This is a genomic window from Methylovulum sp. (assembly GCF_028687615.1).
Taxonomy (GTDB): domain Bacteria; phylum Pseudomonadota; class Gammaproteobacteria; order Methylococcales; family Methylomonadaceae; genus Methylovulum.
The window spans coordinates 50,239-76,786 of record NZ_JAQTZU010000017.1 but is presented as its reverse complement, the minus strand read 5'-3'; the positions used below and the strand labels follow the sequence as shown (position 1 = coordinate 76,786).

Genomic DNA, 26,548 nt, shown 5'->3' with positions numbered 1-26,548 from the left:
TACAACTTCAACCTGAAACTCAGGGCTGTTGGACGTAAGACCCCTTTTGATGCCGTCCTAAAATGGTATGATGAAAAACCAGATATTTTTATTATTAATCCTAACCATTTAAATGCGGGACTAAACATGTACTAAGCTGAATCAATTGGGTGTTGATGCCAGCAAATTTTTTAAACCATCGCAAAAAGTGATTTAGTTCTGCTTTTTGCTGCTGTATTCTTGACAGCCTTTAAGAGCCCACTAGACTCTTGGCAAAATATGTTATTGATTTAACTAAAGCTGGACTACCGAAAGGACTATACGCCTATGAAAATCATCAACTGTTGCCGGGTTACGGCAAAACCATTCAGACTGGGGTTGTTGCTCGCGATGCTGCTCCCTGGCGTGGCTTCAGCAGATCTTCCTGCTGACTGTTTCGACCCCTTGGCGGTACCTGTTTATCCACCCACGGCGGATGTCCCCGCAGTAACTTCCCAAGCTTTGGCAGTGCGGTTCCTGAATATGGCAACTTTTGGCGCGATGCCAAGAGATGTCAACCATCTCAGCAAAATGACATTCCAGGATTGGATTAACGAACAATTTAAGATGGACGCCTCTTGCCATCTTGCTGTATTGAATCAAACCCAGAACAACAATCAACGGGAAAACCGCATGGAAGTGTGGTTCCGCCACGCCGTCACTGCACCTGACCAGTTACGTCAACGGGTTGCGTTTGCGCTATCGGAGATTTTTGTCGTCTCCGATGTGGGTTCAGGCATTCCCACAAACGCGATGGCTGTTTACTACGACATTTTGACCCGTAATGCCTTTGGCAATTTCCGTGATATTTTGGAGCGCGTGACCCTATCCCCTGCAATGGGCCGCTATTTGTCGATGCTGCATAATCAAAAAGCCGACCGCAAGTCAGGTATCCGTGCCGACGAAAACTATGCCCGTGAAATCATGCAGTTATTTACCATCGGTTTGGTGCAACTGGATCCTTCAGGCGTTCCTTTGTTGCTGGATGGCAATACCATCCCCACATATTCGCAAACTGACGTCGAAAACTCGGCCAAGGTATTGACCGGCTGGGCTTTTGGCGATTCCTATTCGTTTTTTGATGGTGGTGACTGGCGTATCAGCATGAAACCGTTTGAAACTTATCATGACCGTAGCCTGAAAACGCTATTGGACAATATCATCGTCCCCGAAAAAGGCAAGGCATCGGGGGATTTGAAAATTTTACTGGACACGCTCTTCAACCATCCGAATGTCGGCCCGTTTATCGGTCGTCGGCTTATCCAGCGGCTGGTGACGAGCAATCCTTCACCGGACTACATCAAACGCGTCTCCAGAAAGTTTGATGATAATGGCAAGGGCGTAAGAGGTGATATGAAAGCCGTGATCCGCGCTGTATTGCTTGACCCGGAAGCCTTGGAAGGAGTGCGCGCCAACGCTAATTTTGGCAAATTACGCGAACCCTTATTGGTGCTGACGCATCTTTGGCGGGCTTTTGACGGTCATTCGCTAGACGGGACTATCCGTTATTATTATCCCGATTCTTCAATAGGACAGGGCCCGTTATCCGCATCCAGTGTTTTCAACTTTTTCCGCCCTGATTTTGCTCCTAGTGGCGCAATTAAAAACCACGGCCTGTTCGCCCCCGAATTCCAACTCGTCAACGATGCCAATAACACACGCTTTTATAACGAATTGTTTGGCCTTATCTATTGGCGATACAAAGGTAATCCGTACACCAATCCCTACGATGTCTTGATCAATATCAATAACTTGAAAAAACGTGCCAAATCGCCAGGGGCGTTGGTTGATTACCTTAATTTGATATTGACCGGCAATAAAGTACCTGCTGATGTAAAAACCGTTTTAAGCAATTATATCCGCTCCGTTGATTACAGGTCGTATCCTGAAAATGGTGTCAACCGTTCTTTGGAAGCCCTGTATTTTATTATGAGCTCCCCCTATTACCTCATTCAACGCTGATAAAGGAAGCTGCCATGACTACATCAAAACAGTGGACCCGCCGCAATTTTTTACAATGCGCCGCAACGGCGGCGGCCGGTGCATGTAACCGTAATGCGGCACTGGGCTTATTAGCCGGTGTGCAAGCGGCGGCGGCTGAAGCGGCTGCCCCAGATTACCGCGCATTGGTATGTATTTTTCTGGCTGGCGGTAATGATGGCTTTAATGTGTTGATTCCAAATGATGTTGACCGTTATAGTATTTATAAAAAGGCACGCGGTAATTTGGCATTCCCTAGTGATCAATTGCTAAGTTTAAACTCGTCATCAGGGCAAAACTTTGCCGTTTCTACCCGTGCTCCGGGTTTTCAAAATTTGTACGATAATGGTCGCTTGGCTTTTTTGGCGAATGTTGGCACTTTATTGCAACCGACGAGCAAAAAGGATTATCTGGCGAATGCCCATTTGCCACCGCAACTGTATTCGCATAACGACCAATCCGATCAGGGCATGTCCAGTCAACTTGACGCGTTAGAGAAAATTGGCTGGGGTGGGCGTATGGCAGATTTACTTACCGGGCTCAATGGCAATAGCCCATTGCCACTAGGCGTATCCATCGCAGGTAACAACTTGTTTCAAGTGGGCGCTAATACCGTGCCGTATTACATGAGTGGTGGCGGCGTCAATAATTTTTATGTGGCATCTGGCGGCCCTAAAGATGCCAGAGCGAAAACTTTCAACAAAATTCTGGACTTGACGATCACAAATGGTCGTTTGTTGGAAAGGGAGTTCGCCAAATCAGTCAAAAGTTCGCTGGATTTGAGCCAAACCCTGATTAACGCTTTAAATAAAAGCTCAATTGGCACCGGGATTTGGCCGGGTGGTTCTTTATCACAACAATTGCAAATGGTTGCGCGGGTAATTAGTGTCCGGGAAATTTTTGGCGTAAAACGCCAAGTGTTTTATGTGGTTCAAGGCGGTTACGATACCCATGATGATCAAATCCAGCGTCACGGCAATTTGATAGCCGAATTGTCGCAAGCGGTGGCTGCTTTTCATGGCACGATGGATGAATTTGGCGTTGGCAATGACGTGACCAGTTTCACCTTGTCAGATTTTGGACGTACCCTCACTACTAACGGCGATGGCAGCGACCACGCTTGGGGCAATGTGCAAATGGTCGCGGGCGGTTCGGTTGTAGGCGGCAATGTCTATGGCGCATTCCCTGACCAGACCATTGATGGCCCAGATGATTCCGGCTATGGACGTCTGATTCCCACGACTTCGGTTGAGCAATACGGGGCGACCTTGGCCCGTTGGTTCGGAGCCGATGGCAACCAATTGGCAGCAATTTTCCCCCACCTTGGCCGCTTTGACACCGCCGATCTTGGCTTTATGGCCTTGACGTAAAAACTTCGCTCAGAACGTGTTTTAAAAGCGGTTTGGTGGTCAACCAAACCGCTTTTGACTGTGGCTCAATAGACTAAGGCGTTACAGTCCCTCTGATAAAATACTGGCCCAGGCTATCATATTTGGAATATGGCGTAACCGTATTGCCTACGCCTCTGATAGCCAAAAAGTATTGCCCTGCAGCAAGCGTTTTGGAAATGACCGCTTTGGTTTCAGTTGAAGGGTCGCTTTTTTGTAATACCCCACCATCCCAACGGTACAAAGTCGCTTGCACATCGAGATTGGCTCCACGATGGACGCTATTATAAAAAGCGTCCCAAGCAGGCGTGACGGTGATATTGACGGGACCTGCGCCAACATAAAAGGAGAAATAATCCGCATCGTTCAATTTCCCGATAACGCCTTTGTTTGATTTGTCGGCATTATGCGGATCAGTTTCAACATTAGTCGCGGAAATTTTGCCGCTGCCATCAATTACCAATGGTGTGGCTGTATCCAAAGTATTGCCGTGATCATCAGCACGATAGCCCAAATTGGCTTTGATGATGGCAATATCATCCTCTTTTTGGTTGGCGTCCGGGTATTCGCCCTTGCTCCATTGGGTGATGTTGGTGTAGTAGCCGACCCCCATAATCGGCGCCCAGGAAATAACCCCCGAACCCAGCCCTGCATAATAGCCGACAGACGACGTTCCATCATGCGACAAGCCTAGATTATGCCCCATTTCATGGGACGCCGCCTCGGCAACATAATGTGATTGCCCTGTACCCAAGTTATTGAAGTAGACCAAGGCAGGTGAATAGGTGGTGTAATACGATTGCCCCCAAACGCCAACATAGGCAACCCCACCCGCGTTGGAATAAGGCATCGCCACCCCGTTTTTATCCACATTTTTGGTAATCAAAATCCGCCCGACAGTCGGCCCAAAGATTTTGGGTTCTTTAGTGGTGACATCGACATTAAACGGCATATAGTCTTCGGCTACGCGATGCCAAATATCGGCAATGCTATTGAGTTCGTCGGAGCTAAACGTATCGGGCGAACCGTTTGTGTCATAAGCTTGGGCATTAAATGTCGGCACGTTTGCTTGATCATTCCAGGCAGTGCCCGTGATGTCCATACCCGTGAAGTCGAGATAAATAATCTTTTTGGCCCCCGGCCTGCTGTGCAATGAAAACGCATCGCTGGCACTGATCAAGGCCGGTTTTTCGATTTGACTATTGGCTCCGGCAACGGGCGGGGCTGGAGGTAAAAAACTATCTACAAATAACACGCCGCCGTTATTGTCTACTTGCAGATATTGAAGGTCTTGCTCGGTAAATGACAGCTTACGCAAGGATTCAAGGGCTTTTTGTTGTGCTTTTGCCGGTAACATATCCAATTTGGTGCGTAGGTTGCTGGTCGGTAAATCGCTTAATTGTAAAGGTGCCGGCATTCCCAAACCGAAATGCCGCACATTTTGCGCCGCCGCAGCCAATGGCAATAATGCGATGGCAACGACTGAAAACAGCTTTATCCTGGACTTGTCGTGTGTGCTCATAATAGGTATTTGTGGGTTAAGGTTATATTGGATTTAGAACAAACTGAAGATTGGATTCCCCAAGTAATTATAGCCGGATTATTGAGGCGTTTCTGCGAATCAACCAAAGCTACACAGGCACATTTTAATAAAACTCGTGTTTACTCCTACGCCTACAGATTCACTTTCTTTATTGATCATGGCGTACAGTATAATGTGATGGTTGACCGCCAATATTCCGGCAACGCGATCCTTGTTTTCACCACACAGACTTTTACGAGTAAGGAAAATTATTATGATCCCCGTTATTTTGTCAGGCGGTTCAGGCACTCGGCTTTGGCCCTTATCACGCGGGCAATATCCGAAACAATTCCTGCCTTTGGTGTCCAAACAAACCATGGTGCAGGAAACCCTGCTCAGGTTGGCGGGCGTTAAAGGCCAGCAAGCACCGATTGCCGTGTGCAATGAAAACCACCGCTTCATGATGGCGGAACAACTCTGGGAAATCGGTATAAAACCGGCGGCGATCATCTTGGAACCCGTCGGCAAAAATACCGCCCCCGCCGTGGCTATGGCGGCCTTGTCGGCAAAATCAGCGGATGACGTGTTATTGGTATTGCCAGCCGACCACGTTATCGACAATATCCCTGCGTTTCATCAAGCCATCGTCCATGCCGAAGAACTGGCAAGACAAGGTTTTTTGGTCACGTTTGGCATTGTTCCTACAGAACCCGAAACTGGCTACGGTTATATCAAACGCGCCAGCAGCCAAAAAGGCGCGGCTTATGATGTTGAAGCCTTTGTTGAAAAACCCGATTTAGCCACCGCCGCCGCTTATTTGCAAAGCGGCGATTATTTCTGGAATAGCGGCATGTTTGCGTTTACTGCGGGCAGTTTTCTTGGCGAACTGGAAAAATTTAATCCGACTATGCTTGACGTTTGCCGACAAGCCTTAAACGCGGCGAAAACCGATCTGGATTTTACCCGTGTCGATAAAGCCCTATTCAGCACCTGTCCGTCCGATTCCATAGATTACGCCGTCATGGAAAAAACCGACAAAGCCGTTGTTATTCCTTTAGATGCGGGCTGGAACGATGTCGGTTCCTGGTCGGCATTATGGGATGTCACCGACAAGGACGAATATGGCAATGCCGTCTGTGGTGATGTTTTGACTGTAGACAGCCATAATTCTTATATCCATTCTGAAAACAAACTGGTTGCGGCAATTGGCATCAACGATATGGTCATCGTCGAAACCGATGACGCGGTCATGATCGCCCCCAAAAACCGCGTCCAGGAAGTCAAAGACATCGTAGCGCAATTAAAAGCCCTGCAACGCCGTGAAGCCGATGTCCACCGCAAGGTCTACCGGCCTTGGGGACATTACCACTCCATAGATGATGGTGACCGCCACCAGACCAAACGTATGGTCGTCAAACCCGGCGGTAAATTGTCGGTACAAAAGCACCATCACCGCGCCGAACATTGGGTGGTTGTCAAAGGTACCGCGCTAGTCACCCGGGGTGATGAAAAAATCATGCTCACCGAAAATGAATCCACTTTTATTCCGCTGGGTATCGTCCATTGCCTGGAAAATCCCGGAGTCATCCCGCTGGAAATTGTTGAAGTGCAATCTGGAAGTTATTTGGGCGAAGACGATATTGTCCGCTTTGATGATGTTTACGGACGTGTTTAAATCCCGCTACGCCTAGCCCGTGTAGTTTTTTATTGTGAATCTGAAGGAAAAATAAATGAGTAAAATAATTACCAAAGCCGTTTTCCCCGTGGCCGGTTTAGGCACCCGCTTTTTGCCCGCCACCAAAGCCAGCCCCAAAGAAATGCTGCCGATAGTCGATAAACCATTGATCCAATACGCAGTTGAAGAGGCTATCGCCGCCGGTATCGACACCATGATTTTTATCACAGGCCGTAGCAAAAATACCATCACCGACCATTTCGACAAAGCCTACGAACTGGAAAAAGAGTTGGAAGCCAAAGGCAAAACCGAACTGCTGAATATCCTCCGCGACATTGTCCCGCCGCATGTCTCGTGCATTTTTATCCGTCAAGCCGAAGCCTTAGGCCTAGGCCACGCAGTTTATTGCGCCCGGCCTGTCGTCGGTGATGAACCGTTTGCGATCATTTTGGCGGACGATTTGATTGAAGATGCAGGCCGTGGCTGTATGGCGCAAATGGTCAAGCTGTATGAAGAAACCCATAGCTCTATTTTGGGTGTTGAGCGCATTAATCCGGCTGACACCGCCAGTTATGGCATCGTCAAAACCGGCGATTTTGTCGGCTCCCACGGCGTTGTGGAATCCATTGTCGAAAAGCCCAAACCTGAAGACGCGCCATCAAATCTTGGTGTAGTGGGCCGTTATATCTTAACGCCAGCCATTTTCGATAAAATCAAAACCACGGGCCGCGGTGCAGGCGGCGAAATCCAACTGACCGATGCCATTGCCGCGCTCATGCATGACGAACAAGTGCTGGCTTATGAATTTGAAGGCAGGCGTTATGATTGCGGCTCCAAACTTGGCTTTTTAATCGCCACCGTCGAACATGGCTTATTGCATAAAGATCTTAAAGATGACTTTTTGTTGTATTTGAAAAAATTAGTCAAAACCCATAAGATTGGAGCTTAATTGCCCTGACAGTAATTAATGTGTAGGCTGGGATGAAGCGATAGCGTAATCCCAGCCTACGAGCTTTTTCGGCACATCACAAAGCAAACAAAATCAACGGATGATCCGTCAAGTCCTGATAAATCGCATCCAATTGTTGTTTGCTGTGGGCGGTGATGGTGGCGGTGACGGCGATGAATTTGCCGTCTTTGCTGGGGCGGGTTTTGATGTGGGTTTCGTTAATATCCGGCACGTGGCGACGGATGATTTCTATCACTAAAATATCAATTTCAATTTCATTCTTGCCCATCGCCTTGATTGGGAAGGCGCAGGGAAATTCAAATAAGGTTTCTTCACTCATGACAGGGATTGTTTGTAAGCTTGAAAAATATCGTTCATGGTGTGCCAAACCGGCCCTGGCGCACCATTGCCAACGCTTATGCCATCCAACTCGACAACGGCGATGATTTCACGGGTTGAGCTAGTGACCCAAATTTCACTGGCGGCTTGCAATTGTGCAAGCGTGATGTGCTCCTCCCGATAAGCGATGTTGTGTTGGGCGGCCAATTCCAAAATCACATCACGGGTGATGCCATGCAAAATCGCGTTGCTTTTCGGTGGCGTGACCAACACACCATCAATCACGGCAAACACATTGCTTGCCGCGCCTTCGGTGACATAGCCATTTTTAACCAGAATCGCTTCGGCGCAGTCTTGGTCTATCGCTTCTTGGCGGTGCAGGATATTGCCTAGCAAGGCGATGGTTTTGGCATGGCAGAGTTTCCAGCGGCTATCGTCCATCGTCACGGCTTTAATGCCTGTTTGGGTTCCGGCAAATGGCAGGATGTCGGAACATAGCACAAAAACGGTGGGGGCCACGCCTTCAGGAAAGGCATGGTCGCGCTTGTCGGCAGTGCCACGGGTGATTTGCAAGTAAATATATTGGTTTTTGCCCGCATCCAGCAAGGGTTCGCAAATCGCTTGCCATTCGTTGCGGCTGTGCGGGTTGGTGATGCGGACGATGGCGAGGCTATTTTCCAGCCGTTGCCAATGGTCTTGCGCACGGAACAATTTACCGTAGTAGGCCGGAATCACTTCATACACGCCATCGCCAAACAAAAAGCCGCGGTCCAATACGGAAATTTTGGCGTCTTCCAGCGGCAAATAGCCACCATTCAAAAAAACGGTCTTACTTGCCATCGTCGGATTTCTCAAAAGACATTAACGCACCGTCATACAAGCGGCGGAAAATATTGCCTTGCCCAACGGATTTAAGGGCGACTAACTCTTTGCTGATAAGCGGCTGGTCTTTTAGCGTGACGTTGACCACGCCAAGTTTATCGCCTTCCTTAACCGGGGCGGTGATTTTTTTATTGACGGTGATGACCGCTTTCAAATCATTGTAGTGGCGGCGCGGGATGGTCACGTAGAGGTCTTCAGGCAAACCTAAAGGCAAATTTTGCTCGGCACCTTTCCACAACCGCGCTTCGTTCAGCGATTTATTGCCTTCGTAAAGCCGATGTGATTCATAGAAACGGAAGCCATAGTTCAACAGGCTTTGGTTTTCATTAGCCCGCGCTTTAGTGCTTTTGGTGCCCATGACAATAGAAATCAGGCGCATGTTTTCGCGCAATGCCGATGCCACCAGGCAATAACCCGCTTCGTCGGTAAAACCGGTTTTTACGCCATCCACCGATTCATCGCGTGACAGCAACTGATTGCGGTTTTGCTGGGTGATTTTGTTGTAGGTGAATTCTTTTTGCGAAAACCAGCGGTAATACTCAGGGAATTCTTTAATCAACGCCGAGGTCAGCGTCGCCAAATCACGCGCGGTAGTGTAATGGTCTTCGGTAGGCAAGCCGTCGCTGTTTTTGAAATGGCTACTCATCATGCCTAAACGCGCGGCCTGTTGGTTCATCATTTCCGCAAAAGTTTCTTCACTGCCGGCGACATGTTCGGCAAGCGCGACACTGGCGTCATTGCCGGACTGGATGATGACCCCTTTAAGCAAGTCCTCGATTTTGACACGGTCATTGACGTTGATGAACATGCGCGAGCCCGTGGTTGACCACGCTTTTTGGCTGATGGTCGCCAAATCGTCCAGATGCAAAGTGCCTTTTTTGATTTCATTAAAGACCACATAAACCGTCATGATTTTGGTCAGGCTAGCGGGTGCCAGTTTCGCGTCGGCGTTGTTTTCCGCTAGGATTTTTCCGGTATTGTGGTCTTTTAAGATGAAAGCAGTTGCGGCAATCGAGGGGGCGGGGGGGATTGCCAATTCAGCTTCTATTGCCCAAGCTTGGAAGACGGCGAACTGTAAACCCAGGAATAGAAACAAGGTAAATTTTTTAAAGGATGTCATTGCTCTGTAGGGGGGTAGACTCAATAAAACAGAGCGTTATTGTATCATGGCGTTGTCTATTTGTTTGGTTTCAGTAATCGCTTTAGGGGTTCAGGATAGGTAAATGGCAGATAATGGGATAAAAATCCCAAATTGGAAAAAACGGTTTAGTTCATGGCTAGCGGAGTGATTTTTATCGCCGCTGTGCCTGTCTGTTGGATGCCTAATTCTTTGGCGGCGGCATAAGACAAGTCCATCACGCGGTGGCTACGGAAAGGGCCGCGGTCATTGATGCGGACGATGACCGTGCGTTGGTTTCTAAGGTTGGTCACTTCGGCGTACGATGACAAGGGCAGCGTGTTGTGGGCCGCGGTCATCGCATACATGTCGTATCTTTCACCATTGGCGGTTTTTCTGCCATGAAACTGATGGCCGTACCACGAAGCCATACCTGATTTGTCGTCGTAGGGGTGTGTAGATGCCGAGTGATGGCGGTGTTTGCCGTGGTGAAAACTGTGCTTGTGATGATGCCGGTGGCCGCCATGTTTGGCGGACGCTTCAGCGTTTGAAATTGGGTTGCTCAAAAAACTGCATACCATCATAAAAAATACGGCTGTTATGAGTTTGTCCATAGGATTGTCCTCTTATCAAGATAGATTCACTTAATTGAAATACCGCCATCGCATATAAAGCACTGTGGTTATAACGGGTCAGGCAATAAAAATTGTCTGTCACCGCCCAAAGTTCTTCGCCTTGTTCTTGTTTTAATTCAAGAATTTTGACTTTATCGACTAAAGCCAAAGGCTGGGATATTTTTAAGTTGAGTGATTCTAACCTAGCAAGTCTTAAATCCGGCTTAAGGTTGGCATTAAGGATGGATTTATATTGCTCTCCAGTGGAAGTGACAGGCGTGGCAATAGCTTGCCCTGTTTGCCAATGGAATTGCCTAAAATAGTTGGCGACGCTGGCGATCACATCGGCGTTGTCCTGCCATATATCACGGCGGTTATCCTTATTAAAATCAGTCGCATAGCGGCGAAAACTGCTAGGCATGAACTGTGGTTTGCCCATCGCACCGGCATACGAGCCTATCGGGTCTAAAGGCTTGATATGTTCTTCACGGCACAGCAATAAAAACTGCTCCAGCTCGCTTAAGAAAAATTCACTGCGGGGCGGATAAGCAAAAGCCAGGGTTGATAATGCGTCTATGACGCGGTATTTGCCTGGATGCTGCCCGTAAAAGGTTTCGACACCCAAAATGGCGACGATAATTTGCGCCGGAACCCCATAGCGGCGTTCGGCCTCAGACAAGGTTTGGGCATGGTCTTGCCAAAATTTCACACCGGCATCGACACGTGCATCGGTGATAAAAATCTTGCGGTATTGGAACCACGGCAAACCTTCGGCAGGTTTGGCGATTTTTTTTAAGATGTCGTCCTTGATGACGGCATTGGCAAACAAAGCCCGGAGTTCCGTTTCATCAAATTGATGGACGGTAACCATTTTGGCGATGAAAGCGTTCTTTATGCCGTCAGGATTTGGCAGGGAGGCACAAGCGGTCAGGCACAATGTAAAAATCAGCAAGCCAATATAAATATTTTGCGGTTTATGCCTTCCAGGTTTTTTAAAACTGAAAGGTCTGGACAGGGCAAAATCCAACTGTTGTAGGGCAACCGGTATTGATGTTTTCATTTGCGTGACAAGCGTTTTTTATGGGTGTGTATGGACATCAAAATGCCAAAGCCTGCCAGCAAGGTGACGATTGACGTGCCGCCGTAGCTGATCAGCGGTAACGGCACACCCACCACGGGCAAGATACCGATGACCATGCCGATATTGACAAACACATAGACAAAAAAAGTGAAGGCCAGGCTGCTCGCCAACAAGCGGCAATAGGTGTCATGGGCTTGCGAGGCGATGTACAGGCAGCGGGCGATGATCAGCAAATACAAAATCAACAGGCTGACACAGCCGAACAGGCCAAATTCCTCGGCAAACACGGCAAAAATAAAATCCGTGGAGCTTTCCGGCAAAAAATCCAGCTCCGATTGGGTGCTGCCCAGCCAGCCTTTGCCGTAGATGCCGCCGGAACCAATGGCGATTTTCGATTGGATAATATGATAACCACGGCCTAAGGGGTCGGCTTCGGGGTTCAGGAAGGTCAACACGCGGTCACGCTGGTAGCCGTGCATAAAATGCCAAATAATCGGCGTGAGGGCAGCTAGCGCGGCGATGATGCCGAAAATAAACCGCCACGATAATCCGGCAAAGAACAACACCCCCGCGCCGGAACTGGCGACCAGCAAGGCCGTGCCTAAATCCGGCTGCTTGGCAATCAACAAGGTCGGCACCAATATCAACACCGTGGCAATCGCCAATTGCTTGATTTTCGGCGGTAAAGTATGTTCCGACAAATACCAGGCGATCATCATCGGCGTGGTCAGCTTGATCATTTCCGAAGGCTGGAAACGGAAAAGCCCCAAATCCAGCCAACGTTGCGCCCCTTTGCCAATTTGTCCCATGATCAACACCGCCAGCAGCAAAAACAAGCCCATGCCGAACAATAAGGCGGAATAGCGTTTGAATTGATAAGGATTGACATGGGCGAGGGCGGTCATCAGCACAAATGCCAAGCCGATGCGGGCGGCTTGGCGATATAAGACGCCCATGTCCTGGCTGCCCGCGCTGTACAAAATGATAAAACTGAGCAATGCGGTTAAAAACAACGCGATAAACAGGGGGATGTCGATGTGCAGGCGTCTGAGTATCGTGCCGATGACTGAGGGCGGTTCAAAATGTTCGGCGCGGGTTTCAGTTTTCATGCGCGGGCGTTTTTAAGTTTTGTAAATATTGTTTGATGACTTTCGCGGCAATCGGCGCGGCGACCGAACCCCCGTGCCCCCCGTTTTCGGCGATCACGGCGATGGCGATTTGCGGATCGTCCGCAGGTGCGAAAGCGATGAACAAGGCATGGTCGCGTAATTTAAAGTCAATCGCATGTTCGTTGTATTTGGCGTTTTGCTTGATGTTGAACACTTGCGCCGTGCCGGTTTTGCCCGCAATTTGGAAATTGACCGACCTGCCTATGTTTTTTGCCGTGCCTCGTGCGCTATGTACCACATTGACCATGCCATCAATGACACTGTTGATATTGTCTTGCTTGAGGGCGATGGTGGTTTGGGGCGGGCGTGGCGGCGGTGGTGCATTATTGGGTGAGACGATTTTATCAACCAAATAAGGCATCACGACGTTGCCGCGGTTTGCCAAGGTTGCGGTGGCACGGGCCAATTGCAGGGGGGTGACTTGGAGGTAGCCTTGGCCTATGCCGGTGATTACGGTTTCACCAGGAAACCAGAGTTTGTTTTTTTGGCTTTGTTTCCATTCCCGCGAGGGCAGCAGGCCTGATTTTTCGCCGACCAGATCAATGCCGGATTTTTCGCCAAAACCAAATTTTTGCAGGAAATCATGCAGATGGTCTATGCCTAGCATCAAGGCCAAGCGATAAAAATAGACATCACACGATTGGGTGATGGCCGAATTCAAACTTACCGAGCCATGCCCGCCTTTACGCCAGTCGCGGTATTTGTGGCTAGCTCCTGGCAATTGGTAATAGCCAGGGCAGAACAGCTTTTGATTGGCATTGATCGCGTTATATTCCAAACCCGCCAGGGCGACAAACGGCTTGATCGTGGAGCCGGGCGGATACAAGCCACGCAGGGCGCGGTTATAAAGTGGCTGGTCGTTGGACGTCTGCAAGGCTTTGTAAGCATCATTGCTGATGCCGACCACGAAGGGGTTCGGGTCAAAACCTGGGCGGCTGGCAAACACCAATACGCCGCCAGTTTTTATATCAATCGCCACCACCGCGCCGTTATAGGCTTCCAGCGCGTCATAAGCGGTTTTTTGCAAATCAATATCCAGCGTCAGATAGAGATTCGCCCCTGGTTCAGGATTGTTTTCACTGAGCGTGTTTAAAGATCGCGCCTGCACATTGGTTTCTATTTCGGCGTAACCGGTCTTGCCATGCAGGATTTGTTCATAACTGCTTTCTATGCCCAGTTTGCCGATATGCGTGGAGCCGCGATATTCGGCGACGGGCAGTTCTTTCATTTCAGCTTCGTTAATGCGCCCGACATAGCCGATGACGTGGGCCGACAAATCGCCGTAAGGATAATGCCTGACCAGATGGGTATGGATGTCAACGCCAGGGAAAAAAGGCCGGACTACCGCGAATTTTGCCAGTTCGTCATCGCTTAGGTTCAACAGCAAAGGGATGCTGGTGAAGCGTTTTTGGCGTTTGCGCTGTTTTTCAAAAAAATCGATTTTATCGGGCGGGATGTCCAGCAGTTTTTGCAAACGCTGCAAGGTGCCATCCATGTCACTGATTTGTTCGGGAATCAGGTCAAGGCTGTAAGAAGGCGTGTTGTCGGCGAGGATTTTGCCGTTACGGTCATAAATAATGCCGCGTGTCGGCACTAACGGCATGATTTTGACGCTATTTTCTTTCGCCATCGACGCGTAATGCTCATGGCCGACGATTTGCAGATAAATCAGCCGCACGATCAGCGCGGTGCTGAGCAGGATGATGACGACAAAAGCCGCGACGATGCGCTGCAAAAACAGGCGGTTCTCCGCCGTACTGTCATTCACCGAATACATGCGCGACATGGCTAGTCTTTGTTGACGGGTTTAGATAAACGCACAAAGCGCAAGAGGGTATGCACAACAGGCCAGCACAGCGTCCCGGTGAGCACCGGCCACCAGAATGTAGCGTGCAATTGCGCCGGGTGCTGGAGGTTTTTGATCAGGAACAACAACAGTTGCGACAACAACAGGCAGCAAAAAATGAACAATTCCTGTTGCAACAGTGGAAAACGGCGCAAACGTTTGTGCAGTTTCAAGCAAATATAAATCACCAGCGAATACGCCAATGCGTATTGGCCTAATAATCTTCCGGTCAAAACGTCGGTAAATAAACCAAAAGTCCAGGCGTGAAAAATACCGACCCGTTCAGGAAAAGTGATAGACCAGTAAATCAGCACCATCAACACCCAATCGGGATTATAAATCGCCAGGTCAAAAGGCCACGGGGCAATACGCAGGCACATCGCGACGGCGATGCTGAGGATAATGCGGCCAAAGCCATAATAGTTATTTATGGGCATCTTCTGTACCGGCGGTTTCGGGCGATGGGGGTTTGGCGATCAAAGGGACTGGCGTGGATTTGCTCCAGACGATCATCAGTTCGCGGTTACGGTCAAGTTTGGCGGAAGGCGTGGCGGTGATGCTGGCAAAGGCCTTGTTGGGCTGGGATGTAAATTCATCGACAACGGCAACGGGGTAGCCTTGAGGAAACGTGCCGCCCAAGCCGGAGGTGATCAGCAAATCCCCCGGACGAATATCGGCATTGCTGGGCAGAAACGGCAAAATGAGGCGGTTGAGCTGACCGCTACCGACGGCTATCGTCAACAGGCCATTGCGGTTGACCTGTACCGGAATCGCGTGGTTCGGATCGGTGATGAGCATGATTTCCGAGCTTAATGGCAGGGCGCGGAACACTTGCCCGACCACGCCATTGGCGTCGAGCACCGGTTGCTGCGGATGTACGCCAAAACGGGTGCCTTTGTTGACCACCAAAATGTGTTCGTAAGGGGCCATTTTTATCGACAATAATTCGGCGATCAGCACTTGCTCGCCGAGTTTGAAGGAGTTTTCCAGCAAGGCCCGCAAGCGGATGTTTTCTTTCTCCAGGGCTTCCAGTTTCAGCAAGCGGGTTTGATGGATAAGCTGATCCTCGCGCAAACGCTCGTTGTCCTTTTTGAGTGCCGCGTAGGAATTTACCGTGTTGTTGGTCTGCTCAATCAGCACGCTTGGCATATCCACCAGATGTTTCAATGGCTCGATAAAGAAGGATAAGGTGGCGCGTAAAAAATCCAGTTGCTGGCCCCGCTGTTCGGTGATCAGTAACGCGACCGAAGCCAGCACGGCAACCAGTAGACGGGTGTTGATGGATGGGCCAGTGGCGAATAGCAGTTTTATAGGGGGATTCCTCGAAGTAAGGAGGGAGTGCGTAGAATACGGAGCTGTTCATGTCTACACAGTGCAGAATTTTGGTGGTTAATAAATAGATGATGGCAATATACGCAGTAATCTAAGCCGTTAATTATTTGATTTCATGCCCAACAATTTTACGAATTAATTAAACTTACCTTCGTTTGTCAATAAATTTTTAGTTTGCTTTTTTAGATGGCCAATCTCATTAACTAAATTTTCAATCACTTCATTTTCAATTGCATTCTCACGTTTAGAGCCAAAGCAAACTCTTAACGTGGTGTCTAATAGGGGAGTTTGGGAATTAACTGCGCCGACAAATTTTCCGTTAATTACTGTAAATGATAAGTTTTTGATTAGAAAACACATAAGTTGCTCTAAGCAAACAAATTTTTCTTGGATGTCTGTTAATCTATCACTCAGTAATTCTGTCTCCGCTAACGCTTTTAGAAATCTTTTGTCACCTGTAAAAAGCAATTGCTCTTTTTCGTCAAAAAGAGCTTGTAGGAGTTGCATTTCTCCTGTGTCTAAGTCTTCATCAGAAATCATTGCATTCATTAAGTCAGTATCTTGTACTGCCTGAGAGATTTCGCTAATACCTGAATGGAGAAAGTCATCGATTCTTTTCACAACTACAACACCATATTTTTTCTCTGCTTTTGCTCTTTTTGCAGTATCTTCTGGTTTTGGGCAAAACTTAAATTTAAGAGTATCTAAAATTTTTAGACCTCCAAATTCCTTTCTCAATAATTTGCTGGCATCCATCAACAAATCTAATTGGGCCAATTTGTGAACAACATCGTTATCGAGAAGTAAAGCCAAGTTTATTCCTCAATTTTCATTAGCTTATACAAATAATCAAGTTGGTCGCCTTGAGCTTCATTTTCATCAATATTTTTAAGCAACTGTTCTTTGATCAGTTGCTCCCAGATAGGATTTGGATAAAGCAAATTTAAAGCTGCATTGGCAATTGACCAAATCACCATGCGTTGTTTGTCTTGTGAGCAATTTTTTGATTCAGAATGCCCCCAGTTTAAGACAATATGGCCTGCATCAATTTGATGTTCAATTGCATTTAAACGTGCACTTTCTACAAGTTTTTTCGCTTTCAACCTTTGTCCATCGGAGTGAAATTGAGTAGTTTTTTCACCTGTTAATAAAGTAATGGCATATTGATTTGCTTGATTTTCCTGCTCATCTATATTTGAAGCATCACTAATTCCCTCATCAATCAATAATTGCCCAATTGCTAAATGTTGATGGAAAATATGTCCCATTTCATGAGCCAGTAAAAATAAAACAGCACTTTCGTGCTTGCATTTTTTTGTTATGGCAATAACTGGGCTTCCACCAATATCGACTACAACTGCATCCATTTTTTTAGAAACAGGCAGTTCTGGCAAATATAAAACAGGAACGCCTTGTTGCCAGCAGTAATTGATCAACAGCTCAAGATTCACACATGGATTTCCAGCTTCAAGGAATTGTTTTCTTAGGGTCAAGGCATCTGAAAAAATAGAATATTTAGGCTTAGTGATTTGTGAAATGATTTTTGCAGATGAAGCCACTAATGCCGTAGCAGCATCTAGCTGAGATGGCTCTTTGTTAGAGGCATGTTTATAGTTACAAGCACTTTCTTTAAAACGTAAAGGTTGGCTGTTATCTAAAACGGACTTAATGTCTAAATTGGCAAAACGAGCAAGACTTACCAACACTTGTTGTGAGGCACTTGGCGAGGTATTTAGACTCTCCTCCCACCAATATGGAGCATAGTTCTTGAGTTCGACACTTAATTTTTTATCAAGATGGCTTAACCTTTTTGATAGTTGCCTGATTGGATTGGTGATGGTAATTGTTGTCATAGCGGCACCTCTAATAATTTAACTTAAGCATCAATATATGCTTCATACCAAAAACAATATTGAAAACAGCTTGTTTGTCTTTTAACAGTGGTATTGCCAAGCGTTTAGAGCGCGTCGTACACGTGCAAAACTAAACAACAATTCCAACTTATTCCAGCGAAAACGTAGAAACACCTTTTTTATCAAGCATTTCCAGTACCATGCCGCCGCCTCTGGCAACACAGGTCAAAGGGTCATCGGCGATAAACACTGGCAAGCCGGTTTCTTCGGCGATCAAACGGTCTATGTCTTTCAATAATGCGCCACCGCCGGTCAAGTAAATGCCCCGGTTGGCGACATCCGCGCCCAATTCTGGCGGGGTTTGTTCCAACGCGACTTTCACCGCACCGACAATGCCGGATAAGGGTTCCTGCAAGGCTTCGAGGATTTCATTGCTGTTCAACGCGAAACTGCGGGGCACACCCTCGGCGAGATTACGGCCTTTCACTTCAATTTCCATCACTTCGTTGCCAGGATACGCCGTGCCGATTTCCATTTTGATGCGCTCGGCGGTGGCTTCTCCAATCAAGGTACCGTAATTGCGGCGCACATAATTGATGATAGCATCGTCAAAACGGTCGCCACCGATACGCACGGAGTTGGAATAGACAATGCCGTTGATCGAAATGACCGCCACTTCCGATGTGCCGCCACCAATGTCCAATACCATTGAACCACAGGCTTCATCAACGGGCAAACCTGCACCAATCGCCGCCGACATCGGTTCTTCAATCAGATACACTTCCCTCGCCCCCGCCATTGCCGCCGATTCTTTAATAGCTCGGCGTTCAACTTGGGTGGAGCCACAAGGGACACAAATCAAAATCCGTGGGCTAGGCCGTAACAGTTTGCTTTTATGGACTTTTTCGATAAAGAACCGCAACATGCGCTCAGTGACGGTAAAGTCGGCGATGACACCGTCTTTTAACGGGCGGATGGCGGTGATATTTCCAGGTGTGCGCCCCAGCATGCGTTTGGCATCCATACCGACTGCGGCGATGGTTTTTGAACCACGGACTTTATCTTCTTTAATCGCTACGACTGATGGTTCATTGAGTACAATCCCTTGTCCCGGAATGTATATCAAGGTATTAGCGGTTCCTAAATCAATAGAAAGATCGTTAGAAAATAGTCCGCGAATTCGTTTGAGCATTTTTACCTGTTTCCTTTAGGGAATAAAATGTTACTACTGTATCAATCAAGCAGGTATTTGGGCAAGATATAAAGTATCATATTTAATCGACTGGCTTTTATGGAGTGGCAAATGACTTTAACGGCGGATGATGTAAATAAAATCGCGCACTTGGCGCGGCTGGGGATTGATAAGGAAGATGTTGATTCCTATGCGAAAGATTTGTCAGGGATGTTGGAATTGATGACCCAAATGGGTGAGCTGGACGCAACAGGTGTCGAACCAATGGCGCACCCTTTAGACCAAGTGCAACGCTTGCGTCCTGATGTAGTGACCGAAGCTGACCAGCGCGGACATTTCCAAGCGATTGCGCCGCAGGTAGAAGACAGTCTGTATCTGGTGCCAAAAGTTATCGAATAAACCCTTAATTTGGAGCGCGGCCATCTTGGCCGCACTTCGCGGACAAGATGGCCGCGCTCCGTTCCCTGAACAAGGAAACCCCCAACATGCACAAAAAAACGATCAACCAATTGGCGCAGGGCCTACGTTCCGGCGACTTCACCAGCGTTGAATTGACGCAGCATTTTCTCCAGCGCATCCGGCAATATCCTGAGCTGAACGCCTACATCACCATCACCGAAGACAGCGCATTGCAAGCTGCCGGGGCCGCCGACCAACGCTTGGCAACGGGCGATACGGGCTTGTTGACTGGCATCCCCATTGCCCACAAAGACATCTTCTGTACTCTAGGCGTAAAAACCAGTTGCGGCTCGAAAATCCTCGATAATTTCATCGCGCCTTACAACGCCACCGTGGTCGAAAAATTCAAGCTGGCGGGCGCGGTGACGCTGGGCAAAGTCAATATGGACGAATTTGCGATGGGTTCATCGAACGAAACCAGCTTTTACGGCCCGGTACGCAATCCTTGGGACACGCAAACCGTGCCTGGCGGCTCGTCCGGCGGCTCGGCGGCGGCGGTCGCGGCTGGCTTGGCGGTCGCCGCGACAGGGACTGACACAGGCGGCTCGATCCGCCAACCCGCCGCGTTTTGCGGCATCACAGGCTTGAAACCGACTTACGGGCGCGTGTCCCGTTACGGTATGATCGCCTACGCTTCCAGCCTGGACCAGGGCGGGCCGATGACGCGCAGTGCCGAAGACGCGGCAATCTTGTTACAGACGATGGCGGGGTTTGACCCTAAAGACTCCACCAGTGCCGATGTCGCCGTACCGGATTATCTCGCCAGTCTCGACCAACCATTGGCAGGTTTGAAAATTGGCTTGCCGAAAGAATTTTTCGCGGAAGGTCTGGATAACGGCATTGCCAGCGTCTTGCAAACCGCGTTGGCGGAATACCAAAAACTGGGTGCGGAATTGGTGGACATTTCCATGCCCAATCTCAACGTCGCCATCCCGACGTATTACGTCATCGCCTGCGCCGAAAGCTCGGCGAATTTGTCCCGCTATGACGGCGTGCGTTTCGGGCATCGCTGCGAAAACCCTGCCGACTTGACCGATTTGTACACCCGTTCACGCGGCGAAGGCTTTGGTAAAGAAGTCAAACGCCGGATTTTGATGGGCACTTACGCGCTATCTGCCGGCTATTACGATGCTTACTATCTAAAAGCGCAAAAAGTCCGCCGCCTCATCAGCGACGATTTCCAAAAGGCTTTGGCGCAAGTCGATGTCATCATGAGTCCGGTCGCGCCCACCACCGCATTCGGTATCGGTGCGAAAATGGACGACCCCATCGCCATGTACCTGGCGGACATTTACACCATCGCCATCAATTTGGCCGGTTTGCCCGCCATGTCCATCCCCGCCGGATTCAGTGGCGGAATGCCCGTGGGTTTGCAACTCATCGGCAAGCATTTCGCCGAAGACCGTTTGCTGAATATCGCCCACCAATATCAACAAGTCACGGATTGGCATCAACAAACACCTAAACTATGAGGTAGCAACTATGGCGCAGATCACCGAGCTTTCGCAATTGGACATGGATGGCACTTACAGCTACGCCGATTATCTGACGTGGCAGTTTGAAGAAACCGTCGAGCTGATACGCGGCAAGATTATGCTGATGGCGCCGGCGCCAAATCTAAAACATCAGCGGATTTCACGCGATTTGTTACGCCCGATCAGCAATTATTTCCACAAACACCCTTGCCAAGTTTTCCATGCTCCCTTCGATGTCAGCCTTTACGACAGCCGCAAATCCAAACTGGCGGATCGGGAAATTTTCAGCGTCGTACAGCCGGATTTATGCGTGATCTGCGATCCTGACAAGCTCACCGTGCAAGGCTGTAGCGGCGCACCGGACTGGGTGATAGAAATCCTCTCGCCCAACAATTCCAAACGCGATGCCCGTATCAAATTCGATTTATACGAAGAAAACGGCGTGAGCGAATATTGGCTGGTTTACCCCTACGAGCAATCGGTCTACCAATTTGTGTTAAACGACGACAGCCAGAAATACCAATTACATGGCATGTACGCGCAAGACGGGTTGGCTGTGCCTTATTTGTTCCCCGATTTGCCGATTGATTTGGCGGATGTGTTTGCGGAGTGAGCCGCGTTATTGCCGCAAATCCCATCAAGTACGCAGCAAGATTATGGTGAAGATGCCATGACGGGCAGTGTCCGCATCGCCACCCGCCGCTACCAAGACCCATTGGCGCGGGTGTGGCTGGCTTGTGCCGAACAAATCGGTTTCCGCGTCCGGCGCACCACCGGGGCGTATGCGTCCAGCGACGGGCGCGGCACATTATTGATCGCTGACGACGGCTTATTCGACCCTGACGACTCGCTCGCACAAATGCTTTTCCACGAGCTTTGCCACGCGCTGGTCGAAGGCGATACGGGCGAAAGCCGCGAAGACTGGGGGCTAGGTTACGGAATTGGCAGCAACCCGTGGCGGGAACATGCCTGCTTGCGCCTGCAAGCCTATCTGGCGGGCGGCGTCGGCTTGCGTGATTTTTTCGCCCCGACTACGGACTTCCGCGTCACATTTTGGAATAGCCTACCAGAAGACCCGTTCGCCGCCGCCCAAGCAGTGGGCGGACGAAGAGAGCGCAGTTGCATCGCCGCGCGTATCGGCGCATGGCGGGCCTCCTTGCCGCGCTGGCAACCATTGCACCAAGCGTTGGCGGCGAGTTCAGCGATAGCCTCCGCCGTCACTCCGCGCCAACTTGCCGATGACCGCCGCACAGATTCAGACACATTGCCGTTGCCTTCTTTATGGACTGATGCCGCCTCGCCATCCGCACTACATCCGGCAGGCCACGCCCCCATCGCCGAGTATTTTCAGGGCCACGGTTGCGCTGACTGCGCCTGGCGTTTTACCGACGGCCCCCATCAGCATTGCCAGCACGCACCGGATGTGGCACTGCCCGACACCGCCCCCGCCTGCCGCCGCTGGGAAGCCGCCGCCGAACTCGATTGCCTTACCTGTGGCGCCTGTTGCCGCGAAGCCTACGATGCCGTCGAAGTAACCGATGACGAAGCCGTCAACCACTGCCATCCCGAATTGATCATCACCGACGGTAGCCGCCGCAAGCTTCGGCGCACCGGTTCGCGTTGCGCCGCCCTGTCAGGCGGTCACAACGCCCACGAAATCTACGCATGTACCATCTACCCTGGCCGCCCGCGCACCTGCCGCGACTTCACCTTGGGCAGCGAAAACTGTTTGGATGCCAGAAAACGGGTTGGGTTGTCGTTGTGAAATGGCAGTTCCTTAGCGTTGTTCATCCGCTTCTAAACGGTCAAACTTAAAATCCGCAGGTAATCGCCCACGAAACTGGCGTAATCGTGCTAGTAATTCGGCGGTATCGGATTTCTTTGCCAATGCGAAAAGCCGTTCTCCGGCGATTTGGATTTCTATGTCGTCCCCTTCTTTCAGCCCAAGGGCTTCAACAACGGCAACAGGTAATCTGACAGCAAGGCTATTGCCCCATTTGGCGACTTGCATGATGGTCTCCTAAAAAATAGACAAGGCGCATTACGTTATCGCTAATGCGCCCTACCTATAAAATCGCTATTTAATTATGCGATTGGCAATAATCTCCTCCACCACCGACGGGTCGGCCAGCGTGGAAATGTCGCCGAGATTGTCCAGCTCATTGCTGGCGATTTTGCGTAAAATGCGGCGCATGATTTTGCCGGAACGGGTTTTGGGTAAGGCGGGCGCCCATTGCACGGCATCGAGCGTGGCGATGGCGCCGATTTCGTTCCTGACCAGGGCGACCAATTCTTTTTTGAACTGCTCGGATGGCGCGACACCGACTTGCAAGGTGACAAATGCGTAGATGCCTTGGCCTTTAATGTCGTGCGGAAAACCGACGACGGCGGATTCGGCGACAAATTCATGCAAATCCAGCGCACTTTCGATTTCCGCCGTACCCAAGCGGTGACCTGAAACATTCAACACATCATCAACCCGTCCGGTTATCCAGTAATAGCCATCGGCATCACGCCGTGCCCCGTCGCCGGTGAAATAATAGCCTGGATAGGTTTTAAAATATGTGTCGATAAAGCGCTGATGGTCGCCGTAGACGGTACGCGCTTGCCCGGGCCAAGGGTGGCTGAACACCAATGCGCCTTCGGCAACCCCGTGCAACACTTGCCCGTTGCTATCGACAATGTCCGGTCTCGCACCGAAAAACGGCAAGGTTGCCGAACCGGGTTTTAATGCGGTTGCCCCAGGTAGCGGGGTGATCAGGATGCCGCCGGTTTCGGTTTGCCACCATGTATCAACAATCGGGCAACGTCTTTCACCCACGGTGTGGTAGTACCACTCCCACGCTTCCGAGTTGATCGGTTCGCCGACACTGCCCAAAATCCTTAAGCTGCTACGGTCGGTCCGCTCCACATAATCATTGCCTTGCGCCATCAGGGCGCGGATCGCGGTCGGGGCGGTGTAGAAAATGTTGACTTGATGTTTGTCGATGACTTGCCAAAAACGGTCGGCTTCGGGATAAGTCGGTACACCTTCAAACATCAGTGTGGTCGCGCCATTACACAACGGCCCGTAAAGCACATACGAATGTCCGGTAATCCAGCCGACATCGGCGGTGCACCAGTACACATCGCCATCATGATAATCGAAAATATATTTGTGCGTCATCGCCGCATAGAGCAAATACCCCCCCGTACTGTGTTGCACACCCTTGGGTTTGCCAGTGGAGCCGGAGGTGTAAAGGATGAATAGCGGATCTTCGGCATCCATCATTTCGGGTTCGCAGTCGGCGGAAGCTTCCGCCATTGCTTCGTGATACCAAACATCGCGTGAGTCCTGCCAGGCAACGGCTTGTCCGGTATTTCGGATGACGATGATTTTTTCCAATGCCGGGCAGTGGCTGGCGGCCTTATCGACCGTGGCTTTTATCGGGATGATTTTGCCGCCACGGTAGCCTTCATCGGCGCAAATCAAATAATGGCAATGCCCATCCAGGATGCGGTCTTTTAAGGATTCGGCGGAAAAACCGCCAAACACCACCGAATGCACCGCGCCTATACGCGTACAAGCGAGCATCGCCACCGCCGCTTCAACGATCATCGGCAGATAAATGCACACATGATCGCCTTTCTTTACGCCTTGTGTTTTTAAGACATTGGCAAATTTGCAGACTTCCCTATGCAGTTCGTTGTAGGTGATTTTTTTGTCCTGGTCTGGATTGTCGCCTTCCCAAATAATCGCCACTTGGTCGCCGCGTTCCGCCAAATGCCGATCTAGGCAATTGGCGCTGACATTGAGCTTGCCGCCTTCAAACCAGCGGATGTAAGCCGTCGGATAGTCATAGTCCATGACCTTGTCCCAACGTTTCTGCCAGGTCAAAAATTTACCCGCCTGTTCGTCCCAAAAGGCTTCTGGCTGGTCTATCGACTGTTGATAAAGTGTCTGGTAAGTTTCGGCAGTGATGTGCGCCCGTGCCGCGATTTCGGGTTTGACGTGGTAAATATGGGGGTCTGACATGGCTTTTTCCTGGGATTTAGACTGTAGTTGCAGGCTACGCTGCGCGTGGCTTTTTAAAGTACACCGACCCAAAAAGGTACGCACAGCATAGCAGCCTACAACACGACAACACGGGTTGGTTTGTCATTTACGCATAACGCGGCACGGAACTGTCGCAATACAAAGACCAGGCGTCAATACCACCTTCGAGATTGGTGACATCGTTAAATCCTACGCTGACCAAATAATTGGCGGCGCGTTTGCTGCGCATGCCATGATGGCAAATCACGACTATGGCTTGGCCCGCATCCAGTTCATTGATCCGCTCAGGGATTTTGTTCTGCGGAATCAACACGCTGTTGGGGATGCTGGCATATTTATATTCGTAATCTTCCCTGACATCGAGCAGAAACAGCGGCTCGCCTTGCTCAAGTCTGGTTTTTAATTCAATTGCAGTGATGGTTTTGACGGTCATAGATATTTATCCTTTGTTGATGAATCTTTCCAGGCGTTGCATGGCGACAGCCATTTTATCGACAGTCGTGGTATAGGCAAACCGTAAATTATGATGGGCGTGATGGCTGCCAAAATCTTTGCCGGGAGTGATCGCCACGGCTTCTTGCTCGAGAAAATCCAACGCGAATTGGTAACTGTCATCGGTAAAGCGTGAACAATCGGCGTAAATGTAAAACGCGCCTTCGGGTTTGACAGGAATCGTAAAACCCAAACGCAACAACTGCGCGTAGAGAAAATCACGCCTTGCCGCCAGTTCTGCGCGGCGGCATTCCAGTTCCGCCAGCGTTTCAGGGTCAAACGCGGCTAAGGCGGCGTATTGGGAATGGGTGGACGTGGCGATAAAGATATTTTGCGCCAATTTTTCCGCCGCTTCGACAAATTCCTCTGGCACGACCAGCCAACCGATACGCCAGCCGGTCATGCCAAAATATTTTGAAAAACTGTTGATGACAAACACATCGTCACTGTATTGCAGGGCGGTGGCGACGGTTTGCCCGTAAACCAAGCCGTGATAAATTTCATCGGAATAAAAACAGCCACCTAAAGCGTTGGTTGTTTGGACTACGGCTTGCAAGGCTTCTGGAGAAACCAGGGTTCCGGTGGGGTTGGATGGCGACGCAATCAACACGCCTTTGCTGTTACCGCGCCAGTGGTGTTTTATCTGGGCGGCAGTCAATTGGTAGGCACTGTCCGCATCGACCGGCAAGCTACGCGCAATTGCACCATACAAGCTGGCAAAATTGCTGTTGCAGGGGTAACAAGGGTCAGCCATCAGCAGTTCTTCGCCTGGATTCAAACTGATGCCCAAGGCCAGTAAAAATGCCCCGGATGCGCCAGGCGTAATAAAAATCCGTTCGGCGGCGACGTCCACAGCGTATTGGCTTTGATAAAAACAGGCGATTTTCTGCCGTAATTCAGGCAATCCAGCGGCGGGCGTATATTTCACATCGCCAGTTTGCAATAAGTTGATACCTGCGGCGATTATCGTCGGTGGCGTGGGGAAATCCGGTTCGCCGATTTCCATGTGGATCACGTCCCTGCCCAAGCTTTCCAGTTGTTTCGCGCGATTGAGCAAAGCCATCACATAAAACGAAGAAATGTCTTGCATACGCTTGGCGATTTTTGAACTCATGTCGGGATTAATGAA

The 26,548-nt window shown here is 49.7% G+C and carries 25 protein-coding genes; 8 read left to right on the top strand and 17 right to left on the bottom strand.

What is annotated here, in order from left to right; genetic code table 11:
• Positions 1–306 precede the first annotated feature (306 nt).
• A complete protein-coding gene (locus PHH59_RS11740) occupies positions 307–1,980 on the top strand; it encodes a DUF1800 domain-containing protein (protein WP_300016089.1) in 1,674 nt (557 codons plus the stop codon).
• Between the two features lie 14 nt (positions 1,981–1,994).
• Positions 1,995–3,368 (top strand): DUF1501 domain-containing protein, encoded by a 1,374-nt coding sequence (locus tag PHH59_RS11735; RefSeq protein ID WP_300016086.1) that lies wholly within the window; start codon positions 1,995–1,997, stop codon positions 3,366–3,368.
• Between the two features lie 73 nt (positions 3,369–3,441).
• Here PHH59_RS11735 and PHH59_RS11730 read toward each other — a convergent pair whose 3' ends face one another.
• Complete coding sequence (locus tag PHH59_RS11730; protein WP_300016083.1) at positions 3,442–4,908, bottom strand: zinc-dependent metalloprotease family protein; 1,467 nt, start codon at positions 4,906–4,908, stop codon at positions 3,442–3,444.
• A gap of 274 nt (positions 4,909–5,182) precedes the next feature.
• Between PHH59_RS11730 and PHH59_RS11725 the strand changes: the two genes are divergently transcribed.
• On the top strand, positions 5,183–6,583 hold the full coding sequence (locus PHH59_RS11725; protein WP_366145485.1) for a mannose-1-phosphate guanylyltransferase/mannose-6-phosphate isomerase: 1,401 nt from the start codon (positions 5,183–5,185) through the stop codon (positions 6,581–6,583).
• Between the two features lie 55 nt (positions 6,584–6,638).
• Positions 6,639–7,532 (top strand): UTP--glucose-1-phosphate uridylyltransferase GalU, encoded by an 894-nt coding sequence (gene galU / locus PHH59_RS11720; RefSeq protein ID WP_366145486.1) that lies wholly within the window; start codon positions 6,639–6,641, stop codon positions 7,530–7,532.
• A gap of 76 nt (positions 7,533–7,608) precedes the next feature.
• Here galU and PHH59_RS11715 read toward each other — a convergent pair whose 3' ends face one another.
• From PHH59_RS11715 to PHH59_RS11660, 12 genes are all read right to left on the bottom strand, one after another.
• Entirely contained in the window at positions 7,609–7,872 is a 264-nt protein-coding gene (locus PHH59_RS11715) for a DUF493 domain-containing protein (protein ID WP_300016080.1), read from the bottom strand.
• Positions 7,869–8,711, bottom strand: coding sequence for a D-amino acid aminotransferase (locus tag PHH59_RS11710; protein WP_300016077.1), 843 nt, complete (start codon positions 8,709–8,711; stop codon positions 7,869–7,871). The genes PHH59_RS11715 and PHH59_RS11710 overlap by 4 nt, the downstream gene beginning before the upstream one ends.
• Positions 8,701–9,873 (bottom strand): D-alanyl-D-alanine carboxypeptidase family protein, encoded by a 1,173-nt coding sequence (locus PHH59_RS11705; RefSeq protein WP_300016073.1) that lies wholly within the window; start codon positions 9,871–9,873, stop codon positions 8,701–8,703. Before PHH59_RS11705 ends, PHH59_RS11710 begins: the two co-directional genes overlap by 11 nt.
• A 146-nt stretch (positions 9,874–10,019) precedes the next feature.
• Complete coding sequence (locus PHH59_RS11700; RefSeq protein WP_300016070.1) at positions 10,020–10,436, bottom strand: septal ring lytic transglycosylase RlpA family protein; 417 nt, start codon at positions 10,434–10,436, stop codon at positions 10,020–10,022.
• Positions 10,411–11,544, bottom strand: a complete 1,134-nt coding sequence (gene mltB, locus PHH59_RS11695; protein WP_300016067.1) for a lytic murein transglycosylase B — start codon at positions 11,542–11,544, stop codon at positions 10,411–10,413. Before mltB ends, PHH59_RS11700 begins: the two co-directional genes overlap by 26 nt.
• The gene (gene rodA, locus PHH59_RS11690; protein WP_300016064.1) at positions 11,541–12,674 is read right to left on the bottom strand and encodes a rod shape-determining protein RodA; all 1,134 of its coding nucleotides are present in this window, start codon (positions 12,672–12,674) and stop codon (positions 11,541–11,543) included. The genes mltB and rodA overlap by 4 nt, the downstream gene beginning before the upstream one ends.
• Positions 12,664–14,520 (bottom strand): penicillin-binding protein 2, encoded by a 1,857-nt coding sequence (gene mrdA, locus PHH59_RS11685; RefSeq protein WP_300016061.1) that lies wholly within the window; start codon positions 14,518–14,520, stop codon positions 12,664–12,666. The genes rodA and mrdA overlap by 11 nt, the downstream gene beginning before the upstream one ends.
• A gap of 2 nt (positions 14,521–14,522) precedes the next feature.
• Positions 14,523–15,017, bottom strand: a complete 495-nt coding sequence (gene mreD / locus PHH59_RS11680; RefSeq protein ID WP_300016058.1) for a rod shape-determining protein MreD — start codon at positions 15,015–15,017, stop codon at positions 14,523–14,525.
• A complete protein-coding gene (mreC, locus tag PHH59_RS11675; protein ID WP_300016098.1) occupies positions 15,004–15,885 on the bottom strand; it encodes a rod shape-determining protein MreC in 882 nt (293 codons plus the stop codon). Before mreC ends, mreD begins: the two co-directional genes overlap by 14 nt.
• A gap of 162 nt (positions 15,886–16,047) precedes the next feature.
• On the bottom strand, positions 16,048–16,725 hold the full coding sequence (locus PHH59_RS11670) for a hypothetical protein (protein ID WP_300016055.1): 678 nt from the start codon (positions 16,723–16,725) through the stop codon (positions 16,048–16,050).
• Between the two features lie 2 nt (positions 16,726–16,727).
• Positions 16,728–17,765 (bottom strand): ImmA/IrrE family metallo-endopeptidase, encoded by a 1,038-nt coding sequence (locus PHH59_RS11665; RefSeq protein ID WP_300016053.1) that lies wholly within the window; start codon positions 17,763–17,765, stop codon positions 16,728–16,730.
• A 148-nt stretch (positions 17,766–17,913) separates the two neighbouring features.
• Positions 17,914–18,957 carry a rod shape-determining protein gene (locus tag PHH59_RS11660; protein WP_300016050.1) on the bottom strand — a complete coding sequence of 348 codons (1,044 nt, stop codon included), beginning with the start codon at positions 18,955–18,957 and terminating at the stop codon, positions 17,914–17,916.
• A gap of 111 nt (positions 18,958–19,068) precedes the next feature.
• On the opposite strand from PHH59_RS11660, the gene gatC reads away from it, so the two are divergent.
• The 4 genes from gatC (at position 19,069) to PHH59_RS11640 (ending at position 22,656) form a co-directional block, all read left to right on the top strand.
• The gene (gatC, locus tag PHH59_RS11655) at positions 19,069–19,356 is read left to right on the top strand and encodes an Asp-tRNA(Asn)/Glu-tRNA(Gln) amidotransferase subunit GatC (protein WP_300016047.1); all 288 of its coding nucleotides are present in this window, start codon (positions 19,069–19,071) and stop codon (positions 19,354–19,356) included.
• 86 nt (positions 19,357–19,442) lie between these two features.
• A complete protein-coding gene (gatA, locus tag PHH59_RS11650) occupies positions 19,443–20,888 on the top strand; it encodes an Asp-tRNA(Asn)/Glu-tRNA(Gln) amidotransferase subunit GatA (protein ID WP_300016043.1) in 1,446 nt (481 codons plus the stop codon).
• A 10-nt stretch (positions 20,889–20,898) separates the two neighbouring features.
• Positions 20,899–21,504 carry a Uma2 family endonuclease gene (locus PHH59_RS11645; protein ID WP_300016040.1) on the top strand — a complete coding sequence of 202 codons (606 nt, stop codon included), beginning with the start codon at positions 20,899–20,901 and terminating at the stop codon, positions 21,502–21,504.
• 9 nt (positions 21,505–21,513) lie between these two features.
• Positions 21,514–22,656, top strand: coding sequence for a YkgJ family cysteine cluster protein (locus PHH59_RS11640; RefSeq protein WP_300016037.1), 1,143 nt, complete (start codon positions 21,514–21,516; stop codon positions 22,654–22,656).
• Between the two features lie 12 nt (positions 22,657–22,668).
• Here the strand turns inward: PHH59_RS11640 and PHH59_RS11635 are convergent, their stop codons facing one another.
• The 4 genes from PHH59_RS11635 to PHH59_RS11620 form a co-directional block, all read right to left on the bottom strand.
• Entirely contained in the window at positions 22,669–22,902 is a 234-nt protein-coding gene (locus PHH59_RS11635) for an AbrB/MazE/SpoVT family DNA-binding domain-containing protein (RefSeq protein ID WP_300016034.1), read from the bottom strand.
• Between the two features lie 66 nt (positions 22,903–22,968).
• Positions 22,969–24,906, bottom strand: coding sequence for an acetate--CoA ligase (gene acs / locus PHH59_RS11630; RefSeq protein WP_300016032.1), 1,938 nt, complete (start codon positions 24,904–24,906; stop codon positions 22,969–22,971).
• A 127-nt stretch (positions 24,907–25,033) separates the two neighbouring features.
• Entirely contained in the window at positions 25,034–25,360 is a 327-nt protein-coding gene (locus tag PHH59_RS11625) for a rhodanese-like domain-containing protein (protein ID WP_300016029.1), read from the bottom strand.
• A gap of 6 nt (positions 25,361–25,366) precedes the next feature.
• Positions 25,367–26,533 (bottom strand): pyridoxal phosphate-dependent aminotransferase, encoded by a 1,167-nt coding sequence (locus tag PHH59_RS11620; RefSeq protein WP_300016027.1) that lies wholly within the window; start codon positions 26,531–26,533, stop codon positions 25,367–25,369.
• Positions 26,534–26,548 lie beyond the last annotated feature (15 nt).